This window comes from Cellulomonas humilata, from assembly GCF_013359775.1.
Taxonomy (GTDB): Bacteria; Actinomycetota; Actinomycetes; order Actinomycetales; family Cellulomonadaceae; genus Cellulomonas; species Cellulomonas humilata.
On the sequence record NZ_JABMCI010000044.1, the window covers coordinates 36,931 to 61,158 of the forward strand.

Consider the following 24,228-nt stretch of genomic DNA (forward strand, 5'->3'; position numbering starts at 1 on the left):
GGGGCGCCGCCGGCGTCAGTCCCTCAGGACCGCTCCTCCGCCAGCCGCTTGATCGCCGCGAGCCGGCGGTCCCACTCGGCGCCGATCGCCTCCAGCGCGCGAGCCGTCTCGGACAGCCGGGCGCCGAGCGCGCGGTAGCGGATCTCCCGCCCGGCCCGCACCGGCTCCACCAGCCCCGCCTCGGCCAGCAGGGCGAGGTGCTTGGCGATCGCCTGCCGCGTGACGGGCAGCCGGGCGGCCAGGGCCGACGCCGACAGGTCGCAGCGCCCCAGCTCGGCCAGGATCTGCCACCGGGTGTCGTCGGCCAGCGCCGCGAACACGGGCGCCAGCGCGGGGCCGCTCATGCCGCGCCTTCGAGCAGGGTGACCAGCTCGTCGAGCTCGGCGGTCCAGCCGCCGCGGTTGTTCTCCATCGCCACCAGCGGGTCCCGGGCCAGCAGGTCGAAGCCGGACTCCACCACCGTCAGCAGCGTGGCGTCCCCGTCGGCGACGAGCGTGAACCGGACCAGGGTCGAGTTGTCGGCGCGCAGCGGCTCGCCCGGCGATCCCCAGGTGAAGGCGAACACCACGGGCTCGTCGTACTCCTCGATGCGGACCGGGAACTCGCCGTAGCCCTCGAACCCGAACGTCCCCGCGCCCCCGACCCGCAGGTCCGGCAGGTCGGCGGTGCTCCCGAACCACTGCGCGATCAGGTCGTCCCGCGTCAGGGCGTCCCACACCCGCTCCGGCGTCGCGTGGATGTGCACGGTGCGCGTCACCTGGTAGCGCTCGGTGTCGATCGTCGCCTGCGGGTCGACGGACGCCATGGGAGATCCTCTCGACGGTGAGTGCGTGCAACTTCAGAGTTGCACGAGCAACCTCTGGGTTGCAACCGCTACGGTCGGGAACGTGCTCCCCGTCCCCGCCGTCCCCGCCGACGTCGACGCGATCCACGCCCTGCGCCGCTCGCTCGAGGACTGGATGGCAGCGCACGGCACCGTGCAGTGGCCGCGGGGCTCCCTGCCCCGCGAGCGCATCGCCACCCAGGTCGAGGCCGGCGAGTGGCACGTCGTCCGCGACGACGAGCTCGGGCTCGCCGGCACGGTCCGGCTGCTGTGGACGGACCCCGACTTCTGGGGCGACGACGACACCCCCGCGGCCTACGTGCACGGCCTGATGGTCGACCGCCGCGCCGCCGGTCGCCGGCTCGGCCCCGCACTGCTCGACTGGGCGGCGGCGCAGGGACGCGCGGCCGGCGTCGAGCTGCTCCGGCTCGACTGCCGGACCACCAACCCGGTCCTGCGCACGTACTACGAGTCGCACGGGTTCCGGACCGTCGGGCAGGTGGACTTCGCCGACTTCTCCTGCACCCTGCTGGAGGCCTCGCTCCGTGTGGGTGGTAGCGCCTAAGTTGGACATATGGCGCAGCAGCAGCGGACCTACCCGCAGGGCGTGACGTCCTGGGTGGACATCGAGCAGCGGGACGTCGACGGAGCACTGGAGTTCTACGGCGCCGTGCTCGGCTGGACGTTCCACCAGGCCAGCCCTCCGGGGGCGCCGCGGTACGTGATCGCGCAGGTGGAGGGGCTCGACGTCGCGGGCGTCGGCGAGGGAGCCGACGATCCTGGTTGGCACACGTACGTGGCGGCCGACGACCTCGAGTCGGTCCTCGACCGCATCACCGCCGCGGGCGGGGTCGTGACCACCGGCCCGACCGTCGCGGGCAAGGGCGGCACCTGGGCCGGCTTCACCGATCCGCAGGGCGTGCCGCTGCGGCTCTGGCAGCCGAAGCGACGGCTCGGCGCACAGCTGGTCAACGCGCCCGGCACCTGGAACTTCAGCGACCTGCGCAGCGACGAGCCGGCCACCGCGTTCTACACGCGGGTGTTCGGGTGGGAGTTCGCCGACCTCGGCTTCGGCACCATGATCCGCATGCCCCGCTACGGCGACCACCTGGCGGCCACCACCGACCCGGACATCCGCGAACGTCAGGCAGAAGTCTCCGTGCCCCCCGGGTTCGAGGACGCGATCGGCTGGGTCGCACCCGCGGTCGAGAACGAGGCACCGCACTGGCACGTCACGTTCGCCGTCGCCGACCGGGACGCGACCGCCGCACTGGCCACCGCGCACGGCGGCACGGTGCTGGACAGCGAGGACACCCCGTGGGCCCTCACGACCACGATCCAGGACCCGCAGGGCGCGCTGTTCAGCGGGAGCCAGTTCACTCCCCCGTCCTGACCGGCCCTTCGCGTGGGAACCGCGCGGCGAGCTCCGCCTGGATCCGCACGTGCCGCTCGAGGAACGCCCGCTCGTCGAGCTTCTTGCGCCGCAGCCAGCCGGTGACCTCGTCGTTGCACTTGCTGGCGTTGCACGAGCCGCACGCCGGGGCGATGTTGTCGAGCGTGTAGCGCCCGCCGCGCGAGATGGGCAGGACGCAGTCGCGCTGCAGTGGCCGGTCGCTCGCCCCGCAGTACGCGCACCCGCCCCACGCCGCGGTGAGCGCCTGCCACTGCTCGGGGCTGAGGTCGTGCTGGACGGCGGCCATGCGCCGCTTGCGACGCGTGGCGTACCGCGCCTGGCGGGTGCGGCTGGACGGCATGACCTCACGGTAGTCAGGTCACAGGCGTCCCCTGCGCAACCGCGCGGGTGGGGTCTTGCCGCCGCCCCTTCCCAAACCGGTCCAAACTAGGCAGGGTGGCTGGTGTCCGAGCCCGTCTCGAGGAGCCCCCATGCAGATCCTTCGTGGCCGTCAGGTCGCCGCCGCCGTCGCAGCAGCCCTGGCTCTCGTCTCGACCACCGCGATCCCCGCCCAGGCAGGTGGGAAGCACCCGTCACCGAAGACGGTCACCGTCAACCTCATCTCCTTCAACGACTTCCACGGCGCGATCGACCCGCCCACCGGAAGCGGCGGGCTGGTCAACGGCACCCCGGCCGGCGGCGTGGAGTACCTGGCGACGGCGGTCAAGAAGCTGCGGGCCGAGCAGGAGCAGGAGTCGCGCTACAGCTTCACGGTCGCGGCCGGTGACCTCGTGGGCGCGAGCCCGCTGGTGAGCGCCGCGTTCCACGACGAGCCGACCGTCGACGAGATGAACTCGCTCGGGCTCGACGTGACGAGCGTCGGCAACCACGAGTTCGACGAGGGCGTGCCCGAGCTCCTCCGCCTCCAGAAGGGCGGCTGCCACCCGGTCGACGGGTGCCTGGACGGTGACGGGTTCGCCGGGGCCGACTACCCGATGCTCGCGGCGAACGTCGTCTACAAGAAGAGCGGTCTGCCGATCCTCAAGCCGTTCACGATCGAGAACGTCGGCGGCGTGAAGGTGGCCTTCGTCGGGATGACGCTCGAGGGGACCCCGGCCATCGTCAACCCCGCCGGCATCACGAACGTGAACTTCCTCGACGAGGCGACGACCGCCAACAAGTACGCCCGCGCGCTCAAGTGGCTCGGGGTGAAGTCGATCGTCCTGCTGCTGCACGAGGGCGGGCAGCAGACCGGGCCCGCTCCGCAGGACCCGAGCGGGTGCGTCGGCTTCTCGGGCGCCGTCACCGACATCGTGTCGCAGCTCGACCCGGCGTACGGCGTGGTCGTCAGCGGCCACACGCACCGCTCCTACACCTGCGCGCTGCCCAACTCGTCCGGTGCACCGACCGTCGTGACCAGCGCCGGCAGCAACGGCACGATCCTCACCGACATCAGCATGACCCTCGACAAGAAGACGAAGAAGATCGTCTCCGCCGACGCTCACAACCTCATCGTCGAGAACGGGGTCAAGAACCCGGACGGGACCTGGCAGCAGTCGGCGCCCGGCGTGTACGTCCGCAACCCGGCCACGGTCGACCCCGAGGCCAAGGTGATCGCCGACAAGTACCGGGCCGCGGTAGCACCGCTCGCCAACCGGGTCGTCGGGTCGATCACGGCCGACATCACCCGCACGGGGAACGCCGCCGGCGAGAGCGCACTGGGCGACGTCATCGCCGACGGCATGGTCGCCTACACCACCTCGGCCGGGGTGCAGCTGGCGCTGATGAACCCCGGGGGCATCCGCGCGGACCTCATCTACACGAACTCCCCAGGGGGCGAGGCGCCCGGCCAGGTGACGTACGGCGAGGTGTTCACCGTGCAGCCGTTCAACAACCTGGTGGCCACGGTGACGCTCACCGGCGCCCAGCTCAAGGAGGTCCTCGAGCAGCAGTTCGCGGGCTACGCCGGGCAGACGACGACCAAGATCCTGCAGGTGTCCGAGGGATTCACCTACACCTACTCGTCGTCCGCGGCGCTCGGGAGCCGGGTCAGCAACCTGGCGCTGAACGGCACGCCGATCGACCCGGCCGGCACCTACCGGGTCACCACCAACGACTTCCTCGCCAACGGGGGTGACGGGTTCACCAACCTCACGGTCGCCACCGACCGGGTGACCGCACCCGGTTTCGACGTCGACTCGCTGGCGGCGTACCTGGGCGCCGGACCGAAGGGCCCCGGGCCGCAGAACCGGATCACGGTGGTGCCGTGATCGCAGGGTGACGATCAGGGCTGCGGGTCGGCGGTCAGCCCGCGGGCGCCTCCCCCGGCGTGCAGGTGGGCGGCGTCGGCCGTCGCCGCCGGAGCGCACACGGTCACCAGGCGTCGGCACCGTTCGGGTCGAGCACCTCGGTGTTCACGAGCCCTGCGCCGCGCTGGTGAGCCGACCCGGGCTCAGCTCAGGCTGAGCCCGGCCGACCGCCCACTCACGTCCGCTCGGAGACGCAGTGACGATCGGATCAGGGCGGCTCCGAGGAGCGCGCACGTCAGCACGCCGAGCACGACGGCCCACGCGTCGGGCTTCCGGAACGCGGAGGGCGTGACCCACACCGCTTGCACGAGGAAGAGCGCGCCGAACACGAAGCCGGACAGGGGTCGTGCGGTCATCCGCCACCACGCGCGCGGCGCCTCGAGCGACTCGATCTCGGCGTCCCGGAAGTTGCGCGCGGCGAACCCGACGACGAGCAGCTGGAGGGGCACCGACGCGAGCGACCCCGCCCACGAGCCCATCGTCAGCGACGCGGTGACCGTGACCGCAGCGACGACGATCGACGCGAGGAACAGGTAGACGAACTTCCCGTACGGCGTCACGATCCGCCACCGAGCCGGCCCGACTCGTGCCGTCACGTGCCCACACCCCGGTCGTCGTCGCGGAACGTCCTCACCTGGCAACCGTAGTGATCGGGACGATGCCCACGGTGGGATCTCACGCGGCGACGAGCTCGTACCTCAGATCCTTGGGGACCGAGCGGTGTGCAGCGGGGTGCCCGAACCCCGTCGGCAACGCCGGCACCTCGCCGGTCGGGCGCTCTTCGTCCTCGAGTCCGGTGCTCACCGTCATGGCCGTACCCCTCTTCGCGTCGGTGATGGCATCGCCGGCCTCATTGCCGGAACACCGTTGACCGTGCGCACAGCCGGTCCTCCGCCACGCGGGTGCGCCGACTGCCCTACCCCTCCCATCGGACGGGCTGTGGTCGTGCAAAGGCGAACGCGACAGCCGGTCGGGTGGATTTCGACACGACGGCGATCGGGGCCTCGCACAGCCCTGGACTGCGACGACACCTGGGTGGGCCCCGTGGGGATCGAACCCACAACCCGCGGATTAAAAGTCCGCTGCTCTGCCGATTGAGCTAGAGGCCCGGGGGACGGGGACGAGAACCGTCGCGACTGCGGAGCAGTCCGACCCCTCCGGTTGGAGGCTACGCGACTTCGCCCGGCGTCGGCCCTGGATCGCCGGGGTACGGCGCCCGGGTGAACGCCGCCGAGACCCCGGCGCACCGACCGCCGCCTCCGCTACCGTGCGCCGGATGAGTGAGCAGACGGGACACGAACCCAGCGGGACGCCGTTCGCCCTGCCGGGCGGACCTCGCCCGGCGGTCGACGCCCCGCGGCTGGTGGACGAGACCCGCTCCGCCGCGGATGCAACGTCTCCGTACGCCCCGCCGAGCGCAGGGGCTGCGTCGCCCTTCGGCCCGCCCGCTGCACCCCAGCCGTTCCTCCCCGCACCGCTCCACGGCCAGGCCGGCATGTATGCCCAGCCGGGCATGTACCCGCCCCCCGCCGGGTACGGTCAGGCAGCTCCGTTCGTGCAGCCTCCCGCGTACGGCTCGCCTGCTCCGTACGGTGCACCGCAGCCGTCGTACGGGCCCCCCGCAGCCTTCGGTGGGCCGCCGGCGTACGGCATGCCCGGAGGCCCGGTCTTCGGGTACGGCGGCGTCGTCGAGCCGCCGACGGACGGTCTGGCGATCGCCTCGCTCGTGACCAGCATCGCGGGTCTGCTGGTCCTCGGGGGAGCTCCGGGGCCGGTCGGTGTGGGCCTAGGGATCGGTGCCCTGCGCAGGATCCGGCGGCGCGGCACGAAGGGTCGCGGGATGGCGATCGCGGGTGTGATCGTCGGTGCGGTGAGCACGCTCGTGTGCATCGGGTGGGTGTGGCTTGCGGTGTGGGCGTCGTCGAACCCCGTCGTCGCCAGCGGTCTGGCGTTCCATGACGAGATTCCCGACTACACGCTGCGCTCGGACCTCGTCGTGGGCGACTGCCTGCGCGAGTACCCGGACTCGTGGGACCTCGGCACGGCCGAGCCGGTGGACTGCGGCGAGGCGCACGCCATGGAGATCGTGGCGGTCCTGCCGCTGTCGGGTCCGGTCGACTCGTCCTCGGACCCGACGGACGCGGGGTACAGCCAAGGGTTCGCTGAGTGCTCGGCGCAGATCGAGCGCGATGCGCCGGGCATGCTCGACGAGTGGACCGTCTGGACGGACGTCAGCTTCCCGCACCCGGACGACTGGTCGGCGGGTGCGACGACGGCGTACTGCGCGCTGGCGACCGACTCCCCGTCGCTGCGCGGGTCGGTGCTCGACGGGTCGGTCACAGGACCGGAGTAGTCACCTCGAGTTCCCCGTTGGGCGAACACCGGAATGGTGGCCCGGGGCCGGCCGTTCGGATGGGCAGAACCACGGAGCGCGAGCTCCGCCACCCGAGCGAGACGAGGCACCCGGACATGACCGCCACCACCATCGAGACCACCGTGACGGCCGCCGAGCTCACCCGGCAGGACCGCTGCGACCGGTGCGGCGCGCAGGCGTTCGTCCGGGCGACCCTCCCGACGGCCGACGGGATGGAGCTGCTGTTCTGCGGGCACCACTTCCGGGCGCACGAGCTCAAGCTGGTCGCGGCGGGCGCCGTGGTCCAGGACGAGCGCCACCGCCTGGACGAGCCGAGCTACTCCGCGTCGGTGTAGTACCCGGCCGCGAGGTCCCCCAGCAGCCCTGCGTGCGTCGGCTCCCAGCCGAGCAGGTCGCGCGTCAGGGCGCTGGACGCCGGGATGTCGAGCGCGAAGAACCGGCCGATCCAGCCGAAGTGGCCGTCGACGTCGGCCGGGTCGATCGACCGCGTCGGCAGGTCGAGCCCGCGACCGAGGGCCTCGGCGATCTGTCGCGTCGCGATGCCCTCCTCGGCGACCGCGTGCACCACGGTCCCGGCGGGTGCCCCCTCCAGCGCGAGGCGCACCAGGTGGGCGGCATCAAGCCTGTGCACGGCGGGCCAGCGGGCGGAGCCGTCCCCGACGTAGCCGGCCACGCCGGTGCTGCGGGCGACACCGGCAAGGGTGGCGACGAAGCCGCGGTCGCCCTCGCCGTGCACGGTGGGCGCGAAACGCAGGCTGACCGAGCGGACCCCGCGGTCGGCGTGCTCGAGCGCGAGGTTCTCGGCGCCGCCGCGCATGCCGTCCGGGCCGTGGCTCGGGTTGGCGTCGCGCTCGGTCACGGCCCGACCGGGCGTGAGGCCCGCGACGCCGGACGCGAGCAGGAACGGGCGGTCCGACCCCTCCAGCGCACTGAGGAACGTCTCGACGACTGCGCGCTCGGTGCGCCAGGCACCGGGCATGTCGGAGAAGTCGTGCTTGAAGCCGAGGTGGATCACGGCGTCGGCGGCCCGGGCCCCCGCGCGGAGGCTCTCGAGGTCGTCGAGGCTGCCGCGGTGCGCGGCGGCGCCGGCGGCCGAGATCGCGGCCGCGGACTCCGCCGAGCGGGCGAGCCCGGTGACCTCGTGGCCGGCGGCGAGGAGCTCCGCGGTGACGGCGGAGCCGATCCAGCCGGAGGCGCCGGTGACGAAGACGTGCATGGATGAGCTCCCTCAGGTGATGTCAGCAACTGTCATCAGGACCCTACGCGCAATGTCAGTCGCTGTCATCACTACACTCGTGGCATGGGTCGATGGGAGCCGGACGCGCGCGGTCGCCTGGCACGCGTGGCGCTGGAGCTGTACGCCGAGCGCGGGTTCGAGCAGACGACCGTCGAGGACATCGCCGAGCGCGCCGGCGTCACCGAGCGGACGTTCTTCCGGCACTTCGCCGACAAGCGCGAGGTGCTCTTCGACGGCTCGGGCACCCTGGAGCACCGCCTCGTCGACGCCATCGCGTCCGCGCCCGCCGGCCTGCCCCCGATCGAGGTGATCGGTCGGGCGTTCGCCGACGCCGGCGCGATGCTCGAGGAGCGCCGCGACCACGCGCGGCGACGCGCCACCGTGATCGCGGCGAACCCGGCACTCCAGGAGCGCGAGCTGCTCAAGATGGCCGGACTGGGCAGTGCGGCGACGGAGGCCCTGCGCGCCCGCGGCGTACCCGATCCCGCCGCCGCGCTGGCCGCGCAGGCCGGGGTGGCGGTGTTCGGTCTCGGCTTCGAGCGGTGGGTGTCCGGGGCGCCGTCGACGAGCCTGGCGGCCGCGATCGAGGGCGCTCTCGTCGACCTGCGCGCGGTGGTGGCGTCGTGACGGTGGAGGTGCTCCCCGCGGTCGGGCGCTACGACAGCTTCTACGAGGTCGTCGGCGTCAAGAAGCCGGGCGGCAGCGGGTGCTGGTGCATGGCGTACCGCGACAGCCGCGTGCCCAACGAGGAGCGCGCTCAGTACATGCGCGACGAGTGCGCGCAGGAACCCGGACCGGGAGTGCTCGCGTACGTCGACGGCGAGGCGGCGGGATGGTGCTCGGTCGCACCGCGCAGCTCCTACCGGCGGCTCATGCGCTCGCGGACCATCCCGTTCGTCGACGACCGCGACGCGTGGAGCATCGTCTGCTTCGTGGTCCGGCCGGCGTTCCGGCGCCGGGGGCTGATGCACGAGCTGCTCGAGGGCGCGGTCGCGCACGCGCGGTCGTGCGGCGCGGAGGTCGTCGAGGGGTACCCGATCGCGGTCGAGGGCGGGGACCGCGTGGATCTCATCTCGGGCTATGTGGGGACCCGCCGCCTGTTCGAGGCCGCCGGGTTCAGCCAGGCCGGCGAGACGACGGGCCACAGCGGCGGTCGCCCCCGGGTGATCATGCGTCGGGAGCTCCGCGGGCTGGGATGATGGGCCGATGCCAGACGACACGGCGCTGCGCGGCCGACTGCTCGTCGCCACCCCGGGCCTGCGCGAACCCACCTTCCACCGGACCGTCATCCTGCTGCTCGACCACGGCGAGGGCGGGGCGGTCGGCGTCGTGCTGAACCGGCCCTCGACGGTGGACGTGAGCGTCGTCCTGCCGGAGTGGCACGCGCACGTGAGCGACCCTCCGCTGCTGTTCCACGGCGGACCGGTGGGCCTGGACACCGCGATGGGCGTCGTCACTATCCCGCACGGAGCCGACCTGTCCCCCGAGGTCGACCGCATGGCCGGGCGCTTCGGCCTGGTCGACCTGGACGCCGCGCCGGAGTCGGTGGCGCCGCACGTGGGCGGGGTCCGGGTGTTCGCGGGCTACGCCGGCTGGGGCGAGGGCCAGCTGGAGGACGAGCTGGCCGAGCGCTCCTGGTTCGTGGTCGACGCCATCGCCGACGACGTGCTCACCGCCGACCCGACCCGGCTGTGGCGACGCGTGCTGCGACGCCAGGGCGGGGACCTGGCGATCGTCTCGACGTTCGCCGAGGACGCCAGCCTGAACTGACCGCGGCGAAGCCGTGTGCCAGGATCACCCGAGCATCTGCGAACGAGGGAGAACCCATGGCTGGCGGTCTGGCCGCACTTCTGGACGACATCGCCGCACTGGCGAAGCTCGCGGCAGCGTCGGTCGACGACGTCGGTGCGGCTGCCGGCCGGGCGAGCGCCAAGGCCGCAGGTGTCGTCATCGACGACACGGCCGTGACCCCTCGCTACGTCCAGGGGTTCACCCCGGACCGCGAGCTCCCGATCGTGCGGCGGATCGCCGTGGGCTCACTGCGCAACAAGCTGCTGTTCATCCTCCCGGCCGCCCTGCTGCTCAGCCAGTTCCTCCCGTGGCTGCTCACCCCGATCCTCATGGTCGGCGGCACCTATCTCGCCTACGAGGGCGCGGAGAAGATCTGGGAGCTCGTCAGCGGGCACGCCAAGGAGCACACGACCACCCCGGTCGCGGCCCAGGGCGAGGGCACCGAGAAGTCGATGGTGAGCGGCGCCATCCGCACCGACTTCATCCTCTCGGCCGAGATCATGGTGATCGCCCTCAACGAGGTGGCGGACGAGCCGTTCCTGTCGCGGACGATCATCCTGGCCGTGGTCGCGCTCGCGATCACCGTGCTCGTGTACGGCGTCGTCGCGCTCATCGTGAAGATGGACGACATCGGCCTGCACCTGGCGGAGCGGAAGAACGGCGCGGCGGCCGCGATCGGGCGCGGGCTCGTGCTGGCGATGCCCAAGGTGCTCTCCGTCCTGTCCACCGTCGGCATCGTCGCGATGCTGTGGGTCGGCGGGCACATCCTGCTCGCGGGCGTCGACGACCTGGGCTGGCACGCCCCGATCGACCTCCTGCACCACCTCGAGGAGGCCGTGCACGACATCCCCGGCGTCGGCGGGCTGCTCGCGTGGCTGATCGACACGCTCGGCTCCGCCCTGGTCGGCCTGGTGGTCGGCGCCGTCGTCGTCGCGATCATGCACGTGATCCCTCGCCGCACGAAGGCCGAGCCCGCGCACTGACCGGTCGGTAATCGTTGTAGAACCTCTTGCCGCAATCGTCCGGTTCGCCTTATGGTCGTCGCATCCACCGGGATGTTAGCGCTCACATCGGGCGCGACGGAGTTCCGGGCGAGGCGCACGACGATGTGCGCGCAGGGAGGCAGCCATGCCCGTCGCACTGCCGCGACCGAGCAGCAACACCCGTCCGCACCGTCGTCTGGGGCTGCGAGCCGCCCTGGCCGTCGCCCTCGTCGTGCCGCTGGGCGCCACGGTCGTGGCCCCCGCGAGCGCCGCGCCACCCGTCCCCGACGGCGCGTGGACCGACACCTTCGACGCGGCGACGCTCAACCCGCGCTGGACAGCGGTGAACGACGAGCCGACCGCCCGGTCGCTGACCGCGAACCCGGGCGCGCTGACCGTCACCGCGCTGCCCGGCGACACCTGGCAGGGCAACAACTCCGCCCGCAACGTGATGACGCTCGACATCCCGGACGGCGACTTCTCGATCTCCGTGGACGTGCAGGCGACGGTCACCAGGACGTTCCAGGGCGCCGGCCTCATCGCGTACCAGGACCTGGACAACTACGTGCGCTCGGGCCTGACGTTCGTCGGCGGGATCACGCCGTCGGGGATCGCGATCGAGAACGACATCGAGACCGCGGCCATCTTCGCCGCCGACCACTTCGAGGACCGCCCCGGATCGTCGGGCGAGACCCTCCGGCTGACCCGCACGGGCGACACCGTGACCACCGCGCGCTGGGACGAAGCGACGACCGCGTGGGTCGACGTGAACTCCGTCGACGTGACGTTCCCCATCGAGCACGTGGGCCTGTACGCGCTCGGTGCGCAGGACGGCACCACCTTCCCCGCCGTGTTCGACGACGTCACCCTGGTGGCGTCCCCTGGCGAGGACGTCGTGCCCGACGGACCGTTCACGCTGCGAGCACCCGGGACCGCGCCGCACCTGACCACCGGCGCCGACGACGCGATCGTCGCGGTGCAGCAGCGCCCCGGCGACACCCTGGTGCTCGACGCCACCGCGGTCGCCGGCGGGGTGACCCTCGCGGCCGGCGACAGGGCTGTCACCGTGCTCGCCGACGGGCGCCTGGCGCTGGGCGACACCCCGACCACCCTGGTGCTCACCGAGGCGGGCGGCGGCAAGCTGCACGTCACCACCGCGGACCGGTCGCAGGCCGTCGGGATCGTCGAGGCACGCTCGTCCTGGGCGACGTCGACGATGCCGCCGGGTTCGTCCTCGAGCCGTTCGCGGTCGCCGAGGGCACGACGATCGCGATCGACGGCGACGGCACGGACGCGGAGATCTCCGACCGGCTCTACGGGATCTTCTACGAGGACATCAACTACGCGGCCGACGGCGGCCTGTACGCCGAGCTGGTGCGCAACCGCTCGTTCGAGTTCAACGCGTCGGACAACGCGAGCTTCACCGGCCTGACCGCCTGGGACGTGCTGGACCGCAGCGGCACCGGGACCACGGTCTCGGTGGTCGACGACGACGGCCGGCTCAACGCCACCAACCGCACCCGGGCCGTGCTGGTCGCGGCCGCGGCGGGCGACGGCCTCCGCAACGCGAGCTACAACGCGGGTGTCGCCGTCAAGGACGGCGCGTCCTACGACGCGAGCGTCTGGGTCCGCACCACCACACCGCAGGAGCTGACCCTGGCCGTCGAGAACGGGACGGAGACTGTCGCGTCCGGCACCGTCGACGTCGACGGGTCCGACGTCTGGAAGAAGTACGAGGTCACGCTGACCGCGAGCGCCACCACCGACGCGGGGCGGTTCGTCGTCCTCGCCGGTGCGGCCTCGACGCTGCACCTCGACCAGGTGTCCCTGTTCCCGCAGGACACGTGGGTCGGTCCGGTGAACGGCACGTCCGTGCTGCGCAAGGACCTCGCGGAGAAGATCGCCGCGCTCGACCCGTCCTTCCTGCGCTTCCCCGGCGGCTGCGTCACGAACGTCGGCACGTTCCGCACGTACGAGGAGTCCGGGTACACCGACCGGCGCCGCACGTACCAGTGGAAGGAGACCATCGGGCCGGTCGAGGAGCGGGCCACCAACTGGAACTTCTGGGGCTACAACCAGTCCTACGGCATCGGCTACCTGGAGTACATGGAGCTGGCCGAGGACCTCGGCGCCATCCCGCTGCCCGTGCTGTCGGTCGGCGCCAACGGCTGCGGGAGCACCATCCCCGAGATGACCGACCCGACGCAGATCGCCCGCTGGGTGCAGGACACGCTCGACCTCATCGAGTTCGCGACCGGCGACGTGTCCACCACCTGGGGCGCCCAGCGCGCCGCACTCGGTCACCCCGAGCCGTTCGAGCTGCCCTACATCGGGCTGGGCAACGAGGAGAACACCACCACGTTCGAGGCCAACTTCCCCGCGTTCCGGGACGCGATCGCGGCCGCCTACCCGGACGTGAAGATCATCTCCAACTCGGGTCCGGACGACACGGGTGCCCGGTTCGACGCCCTCTGGGACTTCGCCCGTGAGCAGGACGTGGACCTGGTCGACGAGCACTACTACAACGACCCGAGCTGGTTCCTGGCCAACACGGAGCGCTACGACTCCTACGACCGCGAGGGTCCGCACGTGTTCCTGGGCGAGTACGCCTCGCGCGGGAACACCTGGTGGAACGGCCTGTCCGAGGCCGCCTACATGACCGGTCTGGAGCGCAACGGCGACCTGGTGGAGCTGGCGTCCTACGCCCCGCTGCTGGCCAACGAGTCGTACGTGCAGTGGTCGCCGGACGCCATCTGGTTCGACAACGACGAGTCCTGGGCCAGCGCCAACTACTGGGTCCAGCACCTGTTCTCGAACAACGTCGGCGACCAGGTGGTGCCCAGCGTCCTGACCACCCCGTCGGTGGAGCCGCAGCCGCTGGACGGCGGGGTGTTCCTGTCCACGTGGGCCACCTCGGCCGCGTACGACAACGTCCGGGTGACCGAGAACGACGGCGGTGCCGTGCTGTTCGAGGAGGACTTCGCCGACGCGTCCGCCTGGTCGCCGCAGACCGGCGACTGGTCGGTGGTGGAGGGCGAGTACGTGCAGTCCAGCACCACCGTCACCGACGCCCGCAGCATCCCGACCGGCGCCTACGAGCAGGACTGGAGCAACTACACGCTCGAGCTCGACGCCCGCAAGACCGCGGGCGCCGAGGGCTTCCTCGTCGGGTTCGCCGCGGGCGGTCCCAGCGACTACTTCTGGTGGAACCTGGGCGGCTGGAACAACACCCGCCAGGCGCTCCAGAAGGCCGACGGCGGCGGTGCCGGTGAGGTGAAGGCGGTCGAGGGCCACAGCATCGCGACCGACCAGACCTACCGGGTCAAGGTCGTCGTGGAGGACCGGCACATCGAGCTGTACCTCGACGGCGTGCTCCAGATGTCCTACGACGACCCCGCCCCCGCGGCGGACGTCTTCCAGGTGGTCACCCGCGACGAGGACAGCGGCGACATCGTGGCCAAGGTGGTCAACGTCTCCGCGGTCACGCAGCGCACGCAGGTGGAGGTCTCCGACGTGGAGATCGCGCCGACGGGCTCGGTGACGGAGATCGTCGCGCCGCCGGGGGCGACCAACACCAAGACCGCACCCAGCACGGTCGAGCCGGTCACGCGGGAGATCGACGGGCTGTCCTCGTCGTTCACGTACGACCTGCCGCCGTACTCGGTCACGTTCCTGACCCTGCACACGGTGCCGGCGGACACGACGGCCCCGACGGTCGACACGCTCCTGGTCTCCCCCGACCCGGTGGGTGACTGGCGCGCGGCCCCCGCGACGGTCGTCGCGACCGCGTCGGACGACCGGGCGGGCGTCTCGCTCGAGATGTCGGTCGACGGGGGTTCGTGGACGACGACCGCGTCCGTGCAGGTCAGCGGCCACGGCGAGCACACCGTCGCCGCCCGTGCGACGGACGCGGCCGGCAACGTCTCCGAGGTCCGCTCGGTGACGTTCGCGCTCGACGCGATCGCACCGACGTCGTCGGCGACGGTCGACGGCAAGCGCCGGGTCACGCTCACCGCGGCCGACGAGGGCTCCGGCGTCGAACGGATCGAGTACCGGATCGGCACCGGCGCCTGGACGACCTACACCGCTCCGGTGCAGGTGGGCGCAGCCGCCACGACGGTCGAGCACCGGGCCGTCGACCGCGTCGGCAACGTCGGCGCGACGACGAGCACCCCGGTGCCCGCCGCGAACGCCGTCCGGTCGAGCACCTCGGTCTCGATCGAGCCCCGACCGGTCCGGCGCACCTCCCAGGCCACCGTGACCGCCTCGGTCCGGGCCGCCAAGGGGTCGGCGCCGACAGGTGACGTCACGACGACCGTCCGGGGCGTGCGGCTGCACGGCGACGGACCAGTCGTCGCGCAGGTCACCGGGGCTCTGACGCCCGGTCCGCAGCGGGTCTCGACCGCCACGCTGCGACTGCCGCGGCTGCCCGTCGGGCTGTACGTGGTCGACACCCGGTACGCCGGATCGCCCACCGTCCAGGCCTCGACCGACCGGAGGTTGCTCATCGTCGTGCCGTGACGGAGCGGGGCGCGACCGCGGGAGACCGCGGACGCGCCCCGCTCGGTCAGGGGCGCAGGGCGATCGTGTATCCCGACCCAGCGCCCACCGAGGTCCAGCCGGTCTCAACGCCGACCCGTCCCGGCACGAGGACGTCGAGGTCGCCGGTCGGTTCGCGCTCCGGCCTGCCCCATCTCCACAGACCGCCCGCGCTGTCGAGCGCCACGGTGTGATCCAGGCCGAAGATCACTGCCGCCCACGTTGTGCCGGCTCCCACCTGGACCGGATCGAGCCGCACCTCGGTGGTGCCGTCGCCGAGCTGGCCGCTGACCGCGTAGTCGCCCCACGTCCACAGCGAGCCGTCGGAGCGGATCGCCGCGGCGACGCCGAAACCGCCCGCCACCGCGCGCCAGTCGCTCGCCGTCCCGACCCGCGTCGGCGTCAGCTCAGGGGGGAGGTCGCTCCACCAGGTGGAGCTCCTCGCCCCCCACCTCCACAACGAGCCGTCCGACGCGATCGCGACCGCCTGGAAGTAGCCCGCGGCCACGGACGTCCATGTACCCGTCCCGACCCGTGCGGGCACGCTGCGGCCCGTGGTGGTCCCGTCACCCAGCTGCCCGAACTGGTTGTCGCCCCAGGCCCAGAGCGACCCGTCACGCTTCGTCGCCAGGGTGAACGTCTGGCCCGCGGCGATCGTGCTCCAGTCCGCGTCCGTCCCGATCCGCTGCGGCGAGGTCGGCGCGTACCCGGGGTCCCCCGGCCCGAGCTCGCCGTCGACACCCCACCTCCAGAGGCTCCCGTCCTTCGTGATCCCGACCGAGAACTCCCCGCCCGCCGAGACGGCCGCCCAGTCGGTCCGGGTCCCGACCGGCTCGGGGAGGTCGTGCGCCACCCGCGTGCCGTCGCCGAGCTGGCCCATGCGGTTGTGGCCCCAGGCCCACAACGAGCCATCGGTCTTGATCCCGAGCGTGTGCAAGTCGCCGGCCGCGACCGACGCCCACTGTGCGGTCGCTCCGAGCACCCCGCCGTCCTGGTACCCCGGCTGCTCCTTGCGGTATCCACCCCACTCGAACGCGCGGAACTTCACCGGCCCCGGCGCGGCCACCTGCACCGTCGTCGACCCGGTGACGCCCGGGGCGCCCTTGAGCGCGGCAGTCACCTGGTGCGTCCCGGCACCGACCGGGCGGCAGCGGGCGCCGACGCAGGCGGCGGGGTCCCCGTCGACCGAGAAGACGGCGTCCGCCGTCAGGTCCCCGCCCGCGTTGCCGAACGCGTCCCGGCCGGCGGCCGCGAAGAGCGCGGAGGCACCGTCCGCCACGGATGCGGTGGACGGCGTGACCGTCAACGAGGCGGCAGGTCCGGGGTCGACGTACACGAGTCCGTACGCGGTCATCCCATTCCAGGTTGCCGTGATCACCTGCTGACCCACGGCGGGGATGCTGCAGGTGGCCCGCCCGCACCAGCTGCTGGAGCCGTCGACCGTGAGCCAGGCCTGGGTGCTGACGTCGGCGAGCTGCCACCCCAGCTGGTCGTACGACGTGACGGTGACCGCGACGGGCTGTCCGGCGGCAACCCGGGACGGCGTGACCGTCACCTTGATCGAGGTCGGGGAGGCGGCCGTGGCGGTGCCCCAGTACTCGGCGCTCGCGATGATGCCGCCGATGATCTCCTCGTCGTGCACGCCCCGCTGCAACGCGGAGACCCACGTCTGCTGGCCGGTCGGGTCGAGGTGCCGTCCGAGCAGGTGGACGTAGTAGCCGTCCACGACGGTCGACAGGTGCTCCGTCGAGAGCAGGAAGCCCATCGCGACCTGCGCGCGACTCGCACCGCGGGCCAGCTCACGCACCCAGAAGTCGACCTCCGCCGGAGCAGGAGACCGCCTCAGCACGTCGCCGTACAACCGCGTCACCCAGCCCGCAGCCGTCGATCCCGCCTGGAGGTAGTGCTCCTGGGAGGCGAGGAAGCCCGAGTCGATCCGTGCCACGGTCCAGCCGGAAGCCAGTGCGGCGACCCAGAACTGGAGGCCGCCCGCGTCGGGACCACGACCCAGGAACCGCACGTAGGCGTCGGTCACCAGGCGGGAGCGGTACTCGACGCTGGACGTGATCGCGTTCGCCACCTCGACGCGCGGGCGACCGTTGAGGATCGCCCCCCGCCACGTCGCCAGCCCCTCGGGGTCGGGCAGACGACCGAAGAGGTCGCTGTACACCCGCATCACGTAGCGCTCGACAGCCGCCTGCTCGGCGATCGACGACGGCCCCGAGGCCGCTGTCGCCGGGCCGATCCCCCCGGCGACGAGGGCGACCACGCAGGCCCCCGCGACGAGCACTCGGCGAACCGCTCCGGACACGCGCACGTGGGCCTCCTTGCCTGGTCAGCGCGTCGTGCGCTGGCGCGATCCTAGGGTCTGCGCGGCTCTCCGGGGCCAGGAACAGGTTCTGAGACACACAGCCCGCAGGGCGATCGTGACCATCCCGAGATCTGGATGTTACTTATCGGTAAGACCCTCGATATGCCTGACACATCTGTGTGCTACCCATAGCCCACTGAGAACCCAGCCGGCGGGTGCGCCCCTGCGCGCCCGCGGCTCTGACAGAAGAGGTAGCGCATGACCTCCCTCGCACCATCACGCCGCCGCGCTCTCGCGGCGACCGCAGGTCTCGCGGCAACCGTCCTCGTGCTCACCGCCTGCTCGGGCAGTGACGACGACGCCGGCGCCGACGGCGGGAGCACCTCCGCCGGGGGTGCGCTGACCATCGGCACCACGGACAAGGTCACCACGCTCGACCCCGCCGGTTCGTACGACAACGGCTCGTTCGCGGTCATGAACCAGGTGTTCCCGTTCCTCATGAACACCCCGTACGGCAGCCCGGACGTCGAGCCGGACATCGCCATCTCGGCGGAGTTCACGGCCCCGACCGAGTACACGGTCGTGCTCAAGCCGGACCTGAAGTGGGCCAACGGCCACGACCTGACGTCCTCGGACGTCAAGTTCTCGTTCGACCGCCAGGTCGCCATCGCCGACGAGAACGGCCCGTCCTCGCTCCTCTACAACCTGGAGAGCACGGAGGCGGTCGACGACACCACGGTGGTCTTCCACCTGAAGTCGGAGAACGACCAGATCTTCCCGCAGATCCTGTCGAGCCCCGCCGGCCCGATCGTCGACGAGGAGGTCTTCGCGGCCGACGCGCTGACGCCCGACAACGAGATCGTCGACGGCAACGCGTTCGCCGGTCAGTACACGATCACCAGCTACTCGTTCAACGAGCTCGTCTCGTACGAGGCATACGCGGACTACATGGGCGTGCTGCCCGCGGCGAAGACCGCCGAGGTCAACGTCAAGTACTACGCCGACTCGTCGAACCTCAAGCTGGACATCCAGGAGGGCAACATCGACGTGGCGTTCCGGAGCCTCTCGGCGACGGACATCGAGGACCTGTCGACCAACGACAACGTCAAGGTCGTCGACGGCCCGGGCGGGGAGATCCGCTACATCACGTTCAACTTCGACACGCAGCCGTTCGGCGCCAAGACGCCCGAGGCCGACCCGGCCAAGGCTCTCGCCGTCCGCCAGGCGGTGGCGGACCTGATCGACCGGGCCCCGCTGTCGGAGCAGGTCTACAAGGGCACCTACACCCCCCTGTACTCCTACGTCCCGGACGGCCTCACCGGTGCCACCGAGTCGCTCAAGGGTCTGTACGGCGACGGCGACGGCGGCCCCGACGCCGACAAGGCCAAGGCAGCCCTCGAGGACGCCGGCGTCACCACCCCGGTCACGCTCAGCCTGCAGTACTCGAACGACCACTACGGCCCGTCGTCGGCCGACGAGTACGCCCTCATCAAGGAGCAGCTGGAGAAGGACGGCCTCTTCACGGTCGACCTGCAGACCACCGAGTGGGTCCAGTACGCCAAGGACCGCACCGCCGACGTCTACCCCGCGTACCAGCTCGGCTGGTTCCCGGACTACTCGGACGCCGACAACTACCTCACGCCGTTCTTCCTCACGGAGAACTTCCTGAGCAACCACTACGTCAACCAGGAGGTCAACGACATGATCCTGGAGCAGGCGACGACGATCGACCCCGACGCCCGCACCGCGCTCATCGAGGACATCCAGGACGCCGTGGCCCAGGACCTGTCCACCGTCCCGTATCTTCAGGGCGCCCAGGTGGCGGTCGTGGGCACGGACGTGACCGGCACCGAGGACACGCTCGACGCGTCGTTCAAGTTCCGCTACGGCGCGCTCGCCACGAGCTGACGCAGCAGTCCCGCATGCCGACGGTCCCGCCTCCGAGGAGACTCGGGGGCGGGGCCGTCCGGCTCGTCCGACCGCAACAGGCAAGGAACCCATGACCTCCCTCACCACCGACGCCCCGTCGGGCGTCGCGCCGGCGCCGGACGCGCGGGCGCCTCAGCGCAAGCGACCGGGCGGCAAGCTCGGCAGCTATCTGCTGGTCAGGTTCCTGCTGATCTTCCCGACGATCTTCATCCTGGTGACCACCGTCTTCGTGCTCATGCGGTCGACGGGCGACCCGATCACCGCCTCGTTGGGAAGCCGCCTCACCGCGGACCAGCTGGCGGAGCGCATCGAAGCCGCCGGGTACAACCGGCCGATCTTCGTGCAGTACCTCGAGTACCTGGGCCGCGTGTTCCGCGGCGACTTCGGCACCTCGATCTCCGACAACCGCCCGGTCACGGAGATCGTCCTCACGTACGGCGCCGCGACCCTCGAGCTGGCGGTGTACGCGATGCTCGTCGCGCTCGCGGTCGGCATCCCGCTGGGTCGCATCGCCGCGTCCCGCCGCGACAAGGGCGTGGACGCCTCGCTGCGCATCTCCGGGATCCTCGCCTACGCGACGCCCGTGTTCTTCGCCGGCATCCTGCTCAAGCTCGTGTTCTCGGTCTGGCTCGGCTGGCTCCCGGTGGCGGGCCGCGCGTCCACCGACACGCAGATCGAGCTCCAGCGCAACGGCGCGGGCACGGGGATCTACCTCATCGACGCGATCAGCACGGGCAACCCGGCGGCGGTCCTGGACGTGCTGGAGCACGCGATCCTGCCGGCCCTCGCCCTCGGCCTGCTGACCGGCGGCATCTTCCTGCGGCTCGTCCGCACCAACGTCATCGGCACCCTCAACACCGGCTACGTCGAGGCGGCCCGGTCGCGCGGGGTCAACGAGCGCCGGCTGCTGCGTCAGCACGCCTGGCGCCCCGCGCTGGTCCCGATCATCACCGTCATCGGCCTCCAGGTCGCGCTGCTGCTCAGCGGCGCCGTGCTGACCGAGAAGACGTTCGAGTGGAAGGGCCTCGGCTTCCAGCTGGTCCAGTACCTGCTCGCGCGCGACTTCGTGGCCGTCCAGGGCATCGTCGTGCTGCTCGCCGTGGTGGTGGCGCTGACCAACTTCGTGGTCGACGTCATCGCCGCGCTCGTCGACCCGAGGATCAGGTACTGACATGACCAGCGAGATTCCCGAGGCCGGCCTCGTCGTCGCCCACGCGGCCCCGCCGACGCCCGAGCACACCTCGCTCTGGAAGCGCCTCCCGGTGGTGCACCAGGTCCGCACCAGCGTCGGCCTCCAGCGCACCATGCTGCTCGTCGGCATCGTGCTGACCCTGGTCTTCCTGTTCGTCGCCGCCTTCGCGCCGCTCCTGGCGCCCTACGGCTACGCCCAGCTCAGCTCGGGCGACGTGAACTTCGGCGCCCAGCAGCCGCCGTCCGCCGAGCACTGGCTCGGCACCACGGTCGGCGGCTACGACGTGCTGTCCCGCACCATCTGGGGCGCCCGCCCGGCGTTCCTCGTCATCGTCGCGGCGGTCGTGCTCTCGATCTTCATCGGCGTCATCGTCGGCCTCGTGTCGGGGTACTTCGGCGGCTGGGTCGACCGCGTGCTCGTGGTGGTCGCCGACGCGCTCTTCGCGTTCCCGTCCCTGCTGCTCGCCATCGTGGTCGCCATCGTCATCAGCGGCGGGCAGTCGTCGATGTGGGGTGGGGTGATGGCGGCCGCCATCTCGCTGTCCGTCGTGATGATCCCGCAGTACTTCCGGGTGGTCCGCGCCGAGGTGGTCCGGGTCAAGGCCGAGGCGTTCGTCGAGTCCGCCCGCGTGATCGGCTCGGGCCCCGTGCGGATCATGGGCCGGCACGTGCTGCGCAACTCGACGCGGACGCTCCCCCTGATCCTCACCCTCAACTGCTCCGAGGCCGTCCTCACGCTCGCCGGCCTCGGCTTCCTCGGGTTCGGCATCGAGCCGACGAAGGCGGGCGACTGGGGCTACGACCTGTCGCGGTCGCTCTCCGACGTGACCAGCGGCATCTGGTGGACCGCGGTGCCGCCCGGCCTCGCGATCGTGCTCACGGTGCTCGGCGCGACGCTGGTCGGCGAGTCGCTCAACGACCTCGCGGACCCGCGCCTGCGCACCCGCCGCGCCGCGAAGGCCGCGGCCCTGAGCCCGGTCACCGCCGTGCCCGGCGGGGTCGCCACCGACCGCGTCCCCGGCGTCGAGAGCATCGACGAGCTCGAGGGACCGTCCGACCTGTTCGACGACGACGAAGGACTCCGCTCATGACCAACGTCGTCGACATCCAGGACCTGCGCGTCTCGTTCGCCACCGACTCGGGCACCGTCCGCGCGGTCGAGGGCGTCACGCTCCAGGTCGCGGCCGGAGAGGTGCTCGCCATCGTCGGCGAGTCCGGCTCGGGCAAGACCGTGACCGCCCGCACGATCCTCGGTCTGCTGCCCGAGACCGCCCTGACCAGCGGCGCCGTGCTGCTGACCCGCAAGGACGGGTCGGCCACGCACGACATCGTCACCCTGCGGGGCACCAGCCTGCGGGACGTGCGTGGGCGCGACGCGGCGATGGTCTTCCAGGAGCCGTCGACCGCCCTGAACCCCGTGTTCCCGGTGGGCTGGCAGATCGCTGAGGGCCTGCGGGCGCACGGCAAGCTGTCCGACAAGGACGCACGGGCCCGCGCCATCGAGGTGCTGCGGCTGGTCGGCATCCCCGACCCGGAGCACCGCGTCGACCACTACCCGCACCAGTTCTCCGGCGGCCAGAAGCAGCGCATCGTCATCGCGCAGGCCCTGGTACTCGATCCCGGCCTGATCATCGCCGACGAGCCGACCACCGCCCTCGACGTGACGGTGCAGGCGGAGATCCTCGACCTGCTGCGCCGGCTCCCCCAGGAGTTCGGCTCCGCGATCGTCCTGATCACGCACAACATGGGCGTCGTCGCCGACCTGGCCGACCGCGTCGCGGTCATGTACAACGGCGAGATCGTCGAGCAGGCAGACGTCCACACCCTGTTCTCGGCCCCCCAGCACCCGTACACCCGGCGCCTGCTCGACGCGGTGCCGCGAGTCGGCGGCCGCCGGCTGCGCGACCGCGTGCGGGTGGGCGACGAGCTCGAGGCCATGGTCGTCGACGAGTCGGCGACGCCCGTCGTCGAGGCGACGGACCTACGCATCGTCTACCCCGGTCGGCTGCGGCAGCCCGACTTCACCGCGGTCGACGGCGTCGACCTGGTCATCCGGCCCGGCGAGGTGCTCGGCCTGGTGGGCGAGTCCGGCAGCGGCAAGACGACCATCGGCCGCGCGATCGCCGGCCTCACACCGATCAGCGACGGGTCTCTCAAGGTCCACGGCGTCGAGATGCTCCGCGTCAAGGAGAAGACCTTCCGCCCGGTCCGCAAGCGCATCGGGTTCGTGTTCCAGGACCCGGCGACCAGCTTCAACCCGCTGCTGACGATCGCGCAGTGCGTCGCCGAGCCGATGGTGGTGCACGGTCTGGCGCCGAACCCGCAGGAGGCCCGGCCGAAGGTCGACGAGCTGATGGAGGCCGTCCAGCTGCCGAAGGCCTTCGGCGACCGGTTCCCGCACGAGCTCTCGGGCGGCCAGCGCCAGCGCGCCAGCCTGGCCCGAGCGCTCATCCTGGGCCCGGAGCTGCTCATCGCCGACGAGCCGACGAGTGCGCTCGACGTGTCCGTGCAGGCGCGCGTGCTCGACCTGTTCGCGCGGCTCCAGGCCGAGCTGGGCTTCGCGTGCCTGTTCATCAGCCACGACCTGGCCGTCGTCGACCTGCTGGCCCACCGCATCGCGGTCCTGCACCGTGGCGTGCTGGTCGAGGAGGGCACGGGTGACGAGGTGCTCGGTGCGCCCAAGCACCCGTACACCCAGCGCCTGCTCGCGTCGCTCCCCGTGCCGGACCCGGTCGAGCAGGCCGCCCGTCGCGAGACCTGGCGGAACCTGCGCGCGCACGGGTGACGTCTGGCCGGTTCGCCTGCGGGTGGACCGGCCCGGCCCCTAGCGTGACCGGATGCCTCCCGCTGAGCAGCCTGTTCGCTCGCGCCTGGTGCGCGTGCTGAGTGTGCTGGCGGTGCTGGCGACCGTCCCGCTGTGGGCTCCCCCGGACCACGTGACCACTGCCGACGGCGTGTTCATGGTCGCCATGGCGGTGCCGGAGGGCGTCGCCACCGTCCGGGTGGTCTCGCTCGCGCTCGTCGTGGTCCTCGCCCTCGCGACCCTCGTGGTCAGTCGGAAGGCCGGCGCGGTCGCGTCCCGCCGACTCGCCGTGCTGTTCGTCGTGCCCGCGGTCAGCCTCAGCTGGGTCGGCTGGCGCACGGAGGGCGGTGGCAGCTACACGGTCGCCCTGGTCGGTGCGCTGGGTCAGGACCCGCCGCACGCGTTCGCGTCCCCGTGGATGCCCGTCGCGGTGGCGCAGGCGGTGCTCGTCGTCCTGCTGTGGACCCTGGCCATCCTCGGGATGCTGGCCCGGCGCCGGACCCGCTCGGCCGAACCGACCACGTCCGGGGTCGCGCCGCTCTAGC

Annotated in this window: 23 protein-coding genes and 1 tRNA gene; 16 read left to right on the top strand and 8 right to left on the bottom strand. The window is 71.9% G+C overall.

The window, feature by feature from the left end; all coding sequences use genetic code 11:
- Positions 1-23 precede the first annotated feature (23 nt).
- Both HP550_RS03465 and HP550_RS03470 read right to left on the bottom strand, forming a co-directional pair.
- The gene (locus tag HP550_RS03465; RefSeq protein WP_175346205.1) at positions 24-344 is read right to left on the bottom strand and encodes an ArsR/SmtB family transcription factor; all 321 of its coding nucleotides are present in this window, start codon (positions 342-344) and stop codon (positions 24-26) included.
- Entirely contained in the window at positions 341-805 is a 465-nt protein-coding gene (locus HP550_RS03470) for an SRPBCC family protein (RefSeq protein ID WP_175346206.1), read from the bottom strand. Before HP550_RS03470 ends, HP550_RS03465 begins: the two co-directional genes overlap by 4 nt.
- An 82-nt stretch (positions 806-887) precedes the next feature.
- Here HP550_RS03470 and HP550_RS03475 point away from each other — a divergent pair, with 82 nt between their 5' ends.
- Both HP550_RS03475 and HP550_RS03480 read left to right on the top strand, forming a co-directional pair.
- Complete coding sequence (locus HP550_RS03475; protein WP_343047962.1) at positions 888-1,388, top strand: GNAT family N-acetyltransferase; 501 nt, start codon at positions 888-890, stop codon at positions 1,386-1,388.
- Positions 1,389-1,397: 9 nt separating this feature from the next.
- The gene (locus HP550_RS03480) at positions 1,398-2,216 is read left to right on the top strand and encodes a VOC family protein (RefSeq protein ID WP_175346208.1); all 819 of its coding nucleotides are present in this window, start codon (positions 1,398-1,400) and stop codon (positions 2,214-2,216) included.
- On the opposite strand, the gene HP550_RS03485 is transcribed toward HP550_RS03480, so the two are convergent.
- Complete coding sequence (locus HP550_RS03485; RefSeq protein WP_210767616.1) at positions 2,200-2,577, bottom strand: HNH endonuclease; 378 nt, start codon at positions 2,575-2,577, stop codon at positions 2,200-2,202. The two genes, HP550_RS03480 and HP550_RS03485, sit on opposite strands and share 17 nt — an antisense overlap.
- Before the next feature lie 130 nt (positions 2,578-2,707).
- Here HP550_RS03485 and HP550_RS03490 point away from each other — a divergent pair, with 130 nt between their 5' ends.
- Positions 2,708-4,486, top strand: a complete 1,779-nt coding sequence (locus tag HP550_RS03490; RefSeq protein ID WP_175346209.1) for a bifunctional metallophosphatase/5'-nucleotidase — start codon at positions 2,708-2,710, stop codon at positions 4,484-4,486.
- A gap of 182 nt (positions 4,487-4,668) precedes the next feature.
- On the opposite strand, the gene HP550_RS03495 is transcribed toward HP550_RS03490, so the two are convergent.
- From HP550_RS03495 to HP550_RS03500, 3 genes are all read right to left on the bottom strand, one after another.
- Positions 4,669-5,121 carry a hypothetical protein gene (locus HP550_RS03495; protein ID WP_175346210.1) on the bottom strand — a complete coding sequence of 151 codons (453 nt, stop codon included), beginning with the start codon at positions 5,119-5,121 and terminating at the stop codon, positions 4,669-4,671.
- A gap of 79 nt (positions 5,122-5,200) precedes the next feature.
- Positions 5,201-5,335, bottom strand: coding sequence for a hypothetical protein (locus HP550_RS22620; protein ID WP_281362112.1), 135 nt, complete (start codon positions 5,333-5,335; stop codon positions 5,201-5,203).
- 226 nt (positions 5,336-5,561) lie between these two features.
- Positions 5,562-5,634: transfer RNA gene (locus tag HP550_RS03500), tRNA-Lys, on the bottom strand.
- Between the two features lie 167 nt (positions 5,635-5,801).
- On the opposite strand from HP550_RS03500, the gene HP550_RS03505 reads away from it, so the two are divergent.
- Positions 5,802-6,878, top strand: a complete 1,077-nt coding sequence (locus HP550_RS03505; protein WP_175346211.1) for a DUF4190 domain-containing protein — start codon at positions 5,802-5,804, stop codon at positions 6,876-6,878.
- A gap of 116 nt (positions 6,879-6,994) precedes the next feature.
- Positions 6,995-7,234 (top strand): DUF7455 domain-containing protein, encoded by a 240-nt coding sequence (locus HP550_RS03510; protein WP_175346212.1) that lies wholly within the window; start codon positions 6,995-6,997, stop codon positions 7,232-7,234.
- Here HP550_RS03510 and HP550_RS03515 read toward each other — a convergent pair.
- Positions 7,216-8,115, bottom strand: a complete 900-nt coding sequence (locus HP550_RS03515; RefSeq protein WP_175346213.1) for an SDR family oxidoreductase — start codon at positions 8,113-8,115, stop codon at positions 7,216-7,218. The two genes, HP550_RS03510 and HP550_RS03515, sit on opposite strands and share 19 nt — an antisense overlap.
- Positions 8,116-8,199: 84 nt before the next feature.
- Between HP550_RS03515 and HP550_RS03520 the strand changes: the two genes are divergently transcribed.
- The 6 genes from HP550_RS03520 (at position 8,200) to HP550_RS03545 (ending at position 15,431) form a co-directional block, all read left to right on the top strand.
- The gene (locus HP550_RS03520; protein ID WP_175346214.1) at positions 8,200-8,763 is read left to right on the top strand and encodes a TetR family transcriptional regulator; all 564 of its coding nucleotides are present in this window, start codon (positions 8,200-8,202) and stop codon (positions 8,761-8,763) included.
- On the top strand, positions 8,760-9,335 hold the full coding sequence (locus HP550_RS03525) for a GNAT family N-acetyltransferase (protein ID WP_175346215.1): 576 nt from the start codon (positions 8,760-8,762) through the stop codon (positions 9,333-9,335). Before HP550_RS03520 ends, HP550_RS03525 begins: the two co-directional genes overlap by 4 nt.
- Before the next feature lie 7 nt (positions 9,336-9,342).
- Complete coding sequence (locus tag HP550_RS03530) at positions 9,343-9,906, top strand: YqgE/AlgH family protein (protein WP_175346216.1); 564 nt, start codon at positions 9,343-9,345, stop codon at positions 9,904-9,906.
- A gap of 56 nt (positions 9,907-9,962) precedes the next feature.
- Positions 9,963-10,910, top strand: coding sequence for a DUF808 domain-containing protein (locus HP550_RS03535; protein WP_175346217.1), 948 nt, complete (start codon positions 9,963-9,965; stop codon positions 10,908-10,910).
- A gap of 145 nt (positions 10,911-11,055) precedes the next feature.
- The gene (locus HP550_RS03540) at positions 11,056-12,342 is read left to right on the top strand and encodes a beta-xylosidase family glycoside hydrolase (RefSeq protein ID WP_175346218.1); all 1,287 of its coding nucleotides are present in this window, start codon (positions 11,056-11,058) and stop codon (positions 12,340-12,342) included.
- Positions 12,285-15,431 carry an OmpL47-type beta-barrel domain-containing protein gene (locus tag HP550_RS03545; RefSeq protein ID WP_175346219.1) on the top strand — a complete coding sequence of 1,049 codons (3,147 nt, stop codon included), beginning with the start codon at positions 12,285-12,287 and terminating at the stop codon, positions 15,429-15,431. The genes HP550_RS03540 and HP550_RS03545 overlap by 58 nt, the downstream gene beginning before the upstream one ends.
- Positions 15,432-15,477: 46 nt before the next feature.
- Here HP550_RS03545 and HP550_RS22895 read toward each other — a convergent pair whose 3' ends face one another.
- Positions 15,478-17,766 (bottom strand): DUF4214 domain-containing protein, encoded by a 2,289-nt coding sequence (locus HP550_RS22895; protein ID WP_175346220.1) that lies wholly within the window; start codon positions 17,764-17,766, stop codon positions 15,478-15,480.
- A 252-nt stretch (positions 17,767-18,018) separates the two neighbouring features.
- Here HP550_RS22895 and HP550_RS03555 point away from each other — a divergent pair, with 252 nt between their 5' ends.
- From HP550_RS03555 to HP550_RS03575, 5 genes are all read left to right on the top strand, one after another.
- Positions 18,019-19,668 (top strand): ABC transporter substrate-binding protein, encoded by a 1,650-nt coding sequence (locus HP550_RS03555; protein WP_175346221.1) that lies wholly within the window; start codon positions 18,019-18,021, stop codon positions 19,666-19,668.
- Between the two features lie 91 nt (positions 19,669-19,759).
- Entirely contained in the window at positions 19,760-20,860 is a 1,101-nt protein-coding gene (locus tag HP550_RS03560) for an ABC transporter permease (protein WP_175346222.1), read from the top strand.
- Position 20,861: 1 nt separating this feature from the next.
- The gene (locus tag HP550_RS03565; RefSeq protein ID WP_175346223.1) at positions 20,862-21,971 is read left to right on the top strand and encodes an ABC transporter permease; all 1,110 of its coding nucleotides are present in this window, start codon (positions 20,862-20,864) and stop codon (positions 21,969-21,971) included.
- Positions 21,968-23,665: an ABC transporter ATP-binding protein gene (locus tag HP550_RS03570; protein WP_175346224.1), complete on the top strand. Its 1,698-nt coding sequence runs from the start codon at positions 21,968-21,970 to the stop codon at positions 23,663-23,665. The genes HP550_RS03565 and HP550_RS03570 overlap by 4 nt, the downstream gene beginning before the upstream one ends.
- 52 nt (positions 23,666-23,717) lie before the next feature.
- On the top strand, positions 23,718-24,227 hold the full coding sequence (locus HP550_RS03575; protein WP_175346225.1) for a hypothetical protein: 510 nt from the start codon (positions 23,718-23,720) through the stop codon (positions 24,225-24,227).
- The last annotated feature ends 1 nt before the right edge of the window (position 24,228 follow it).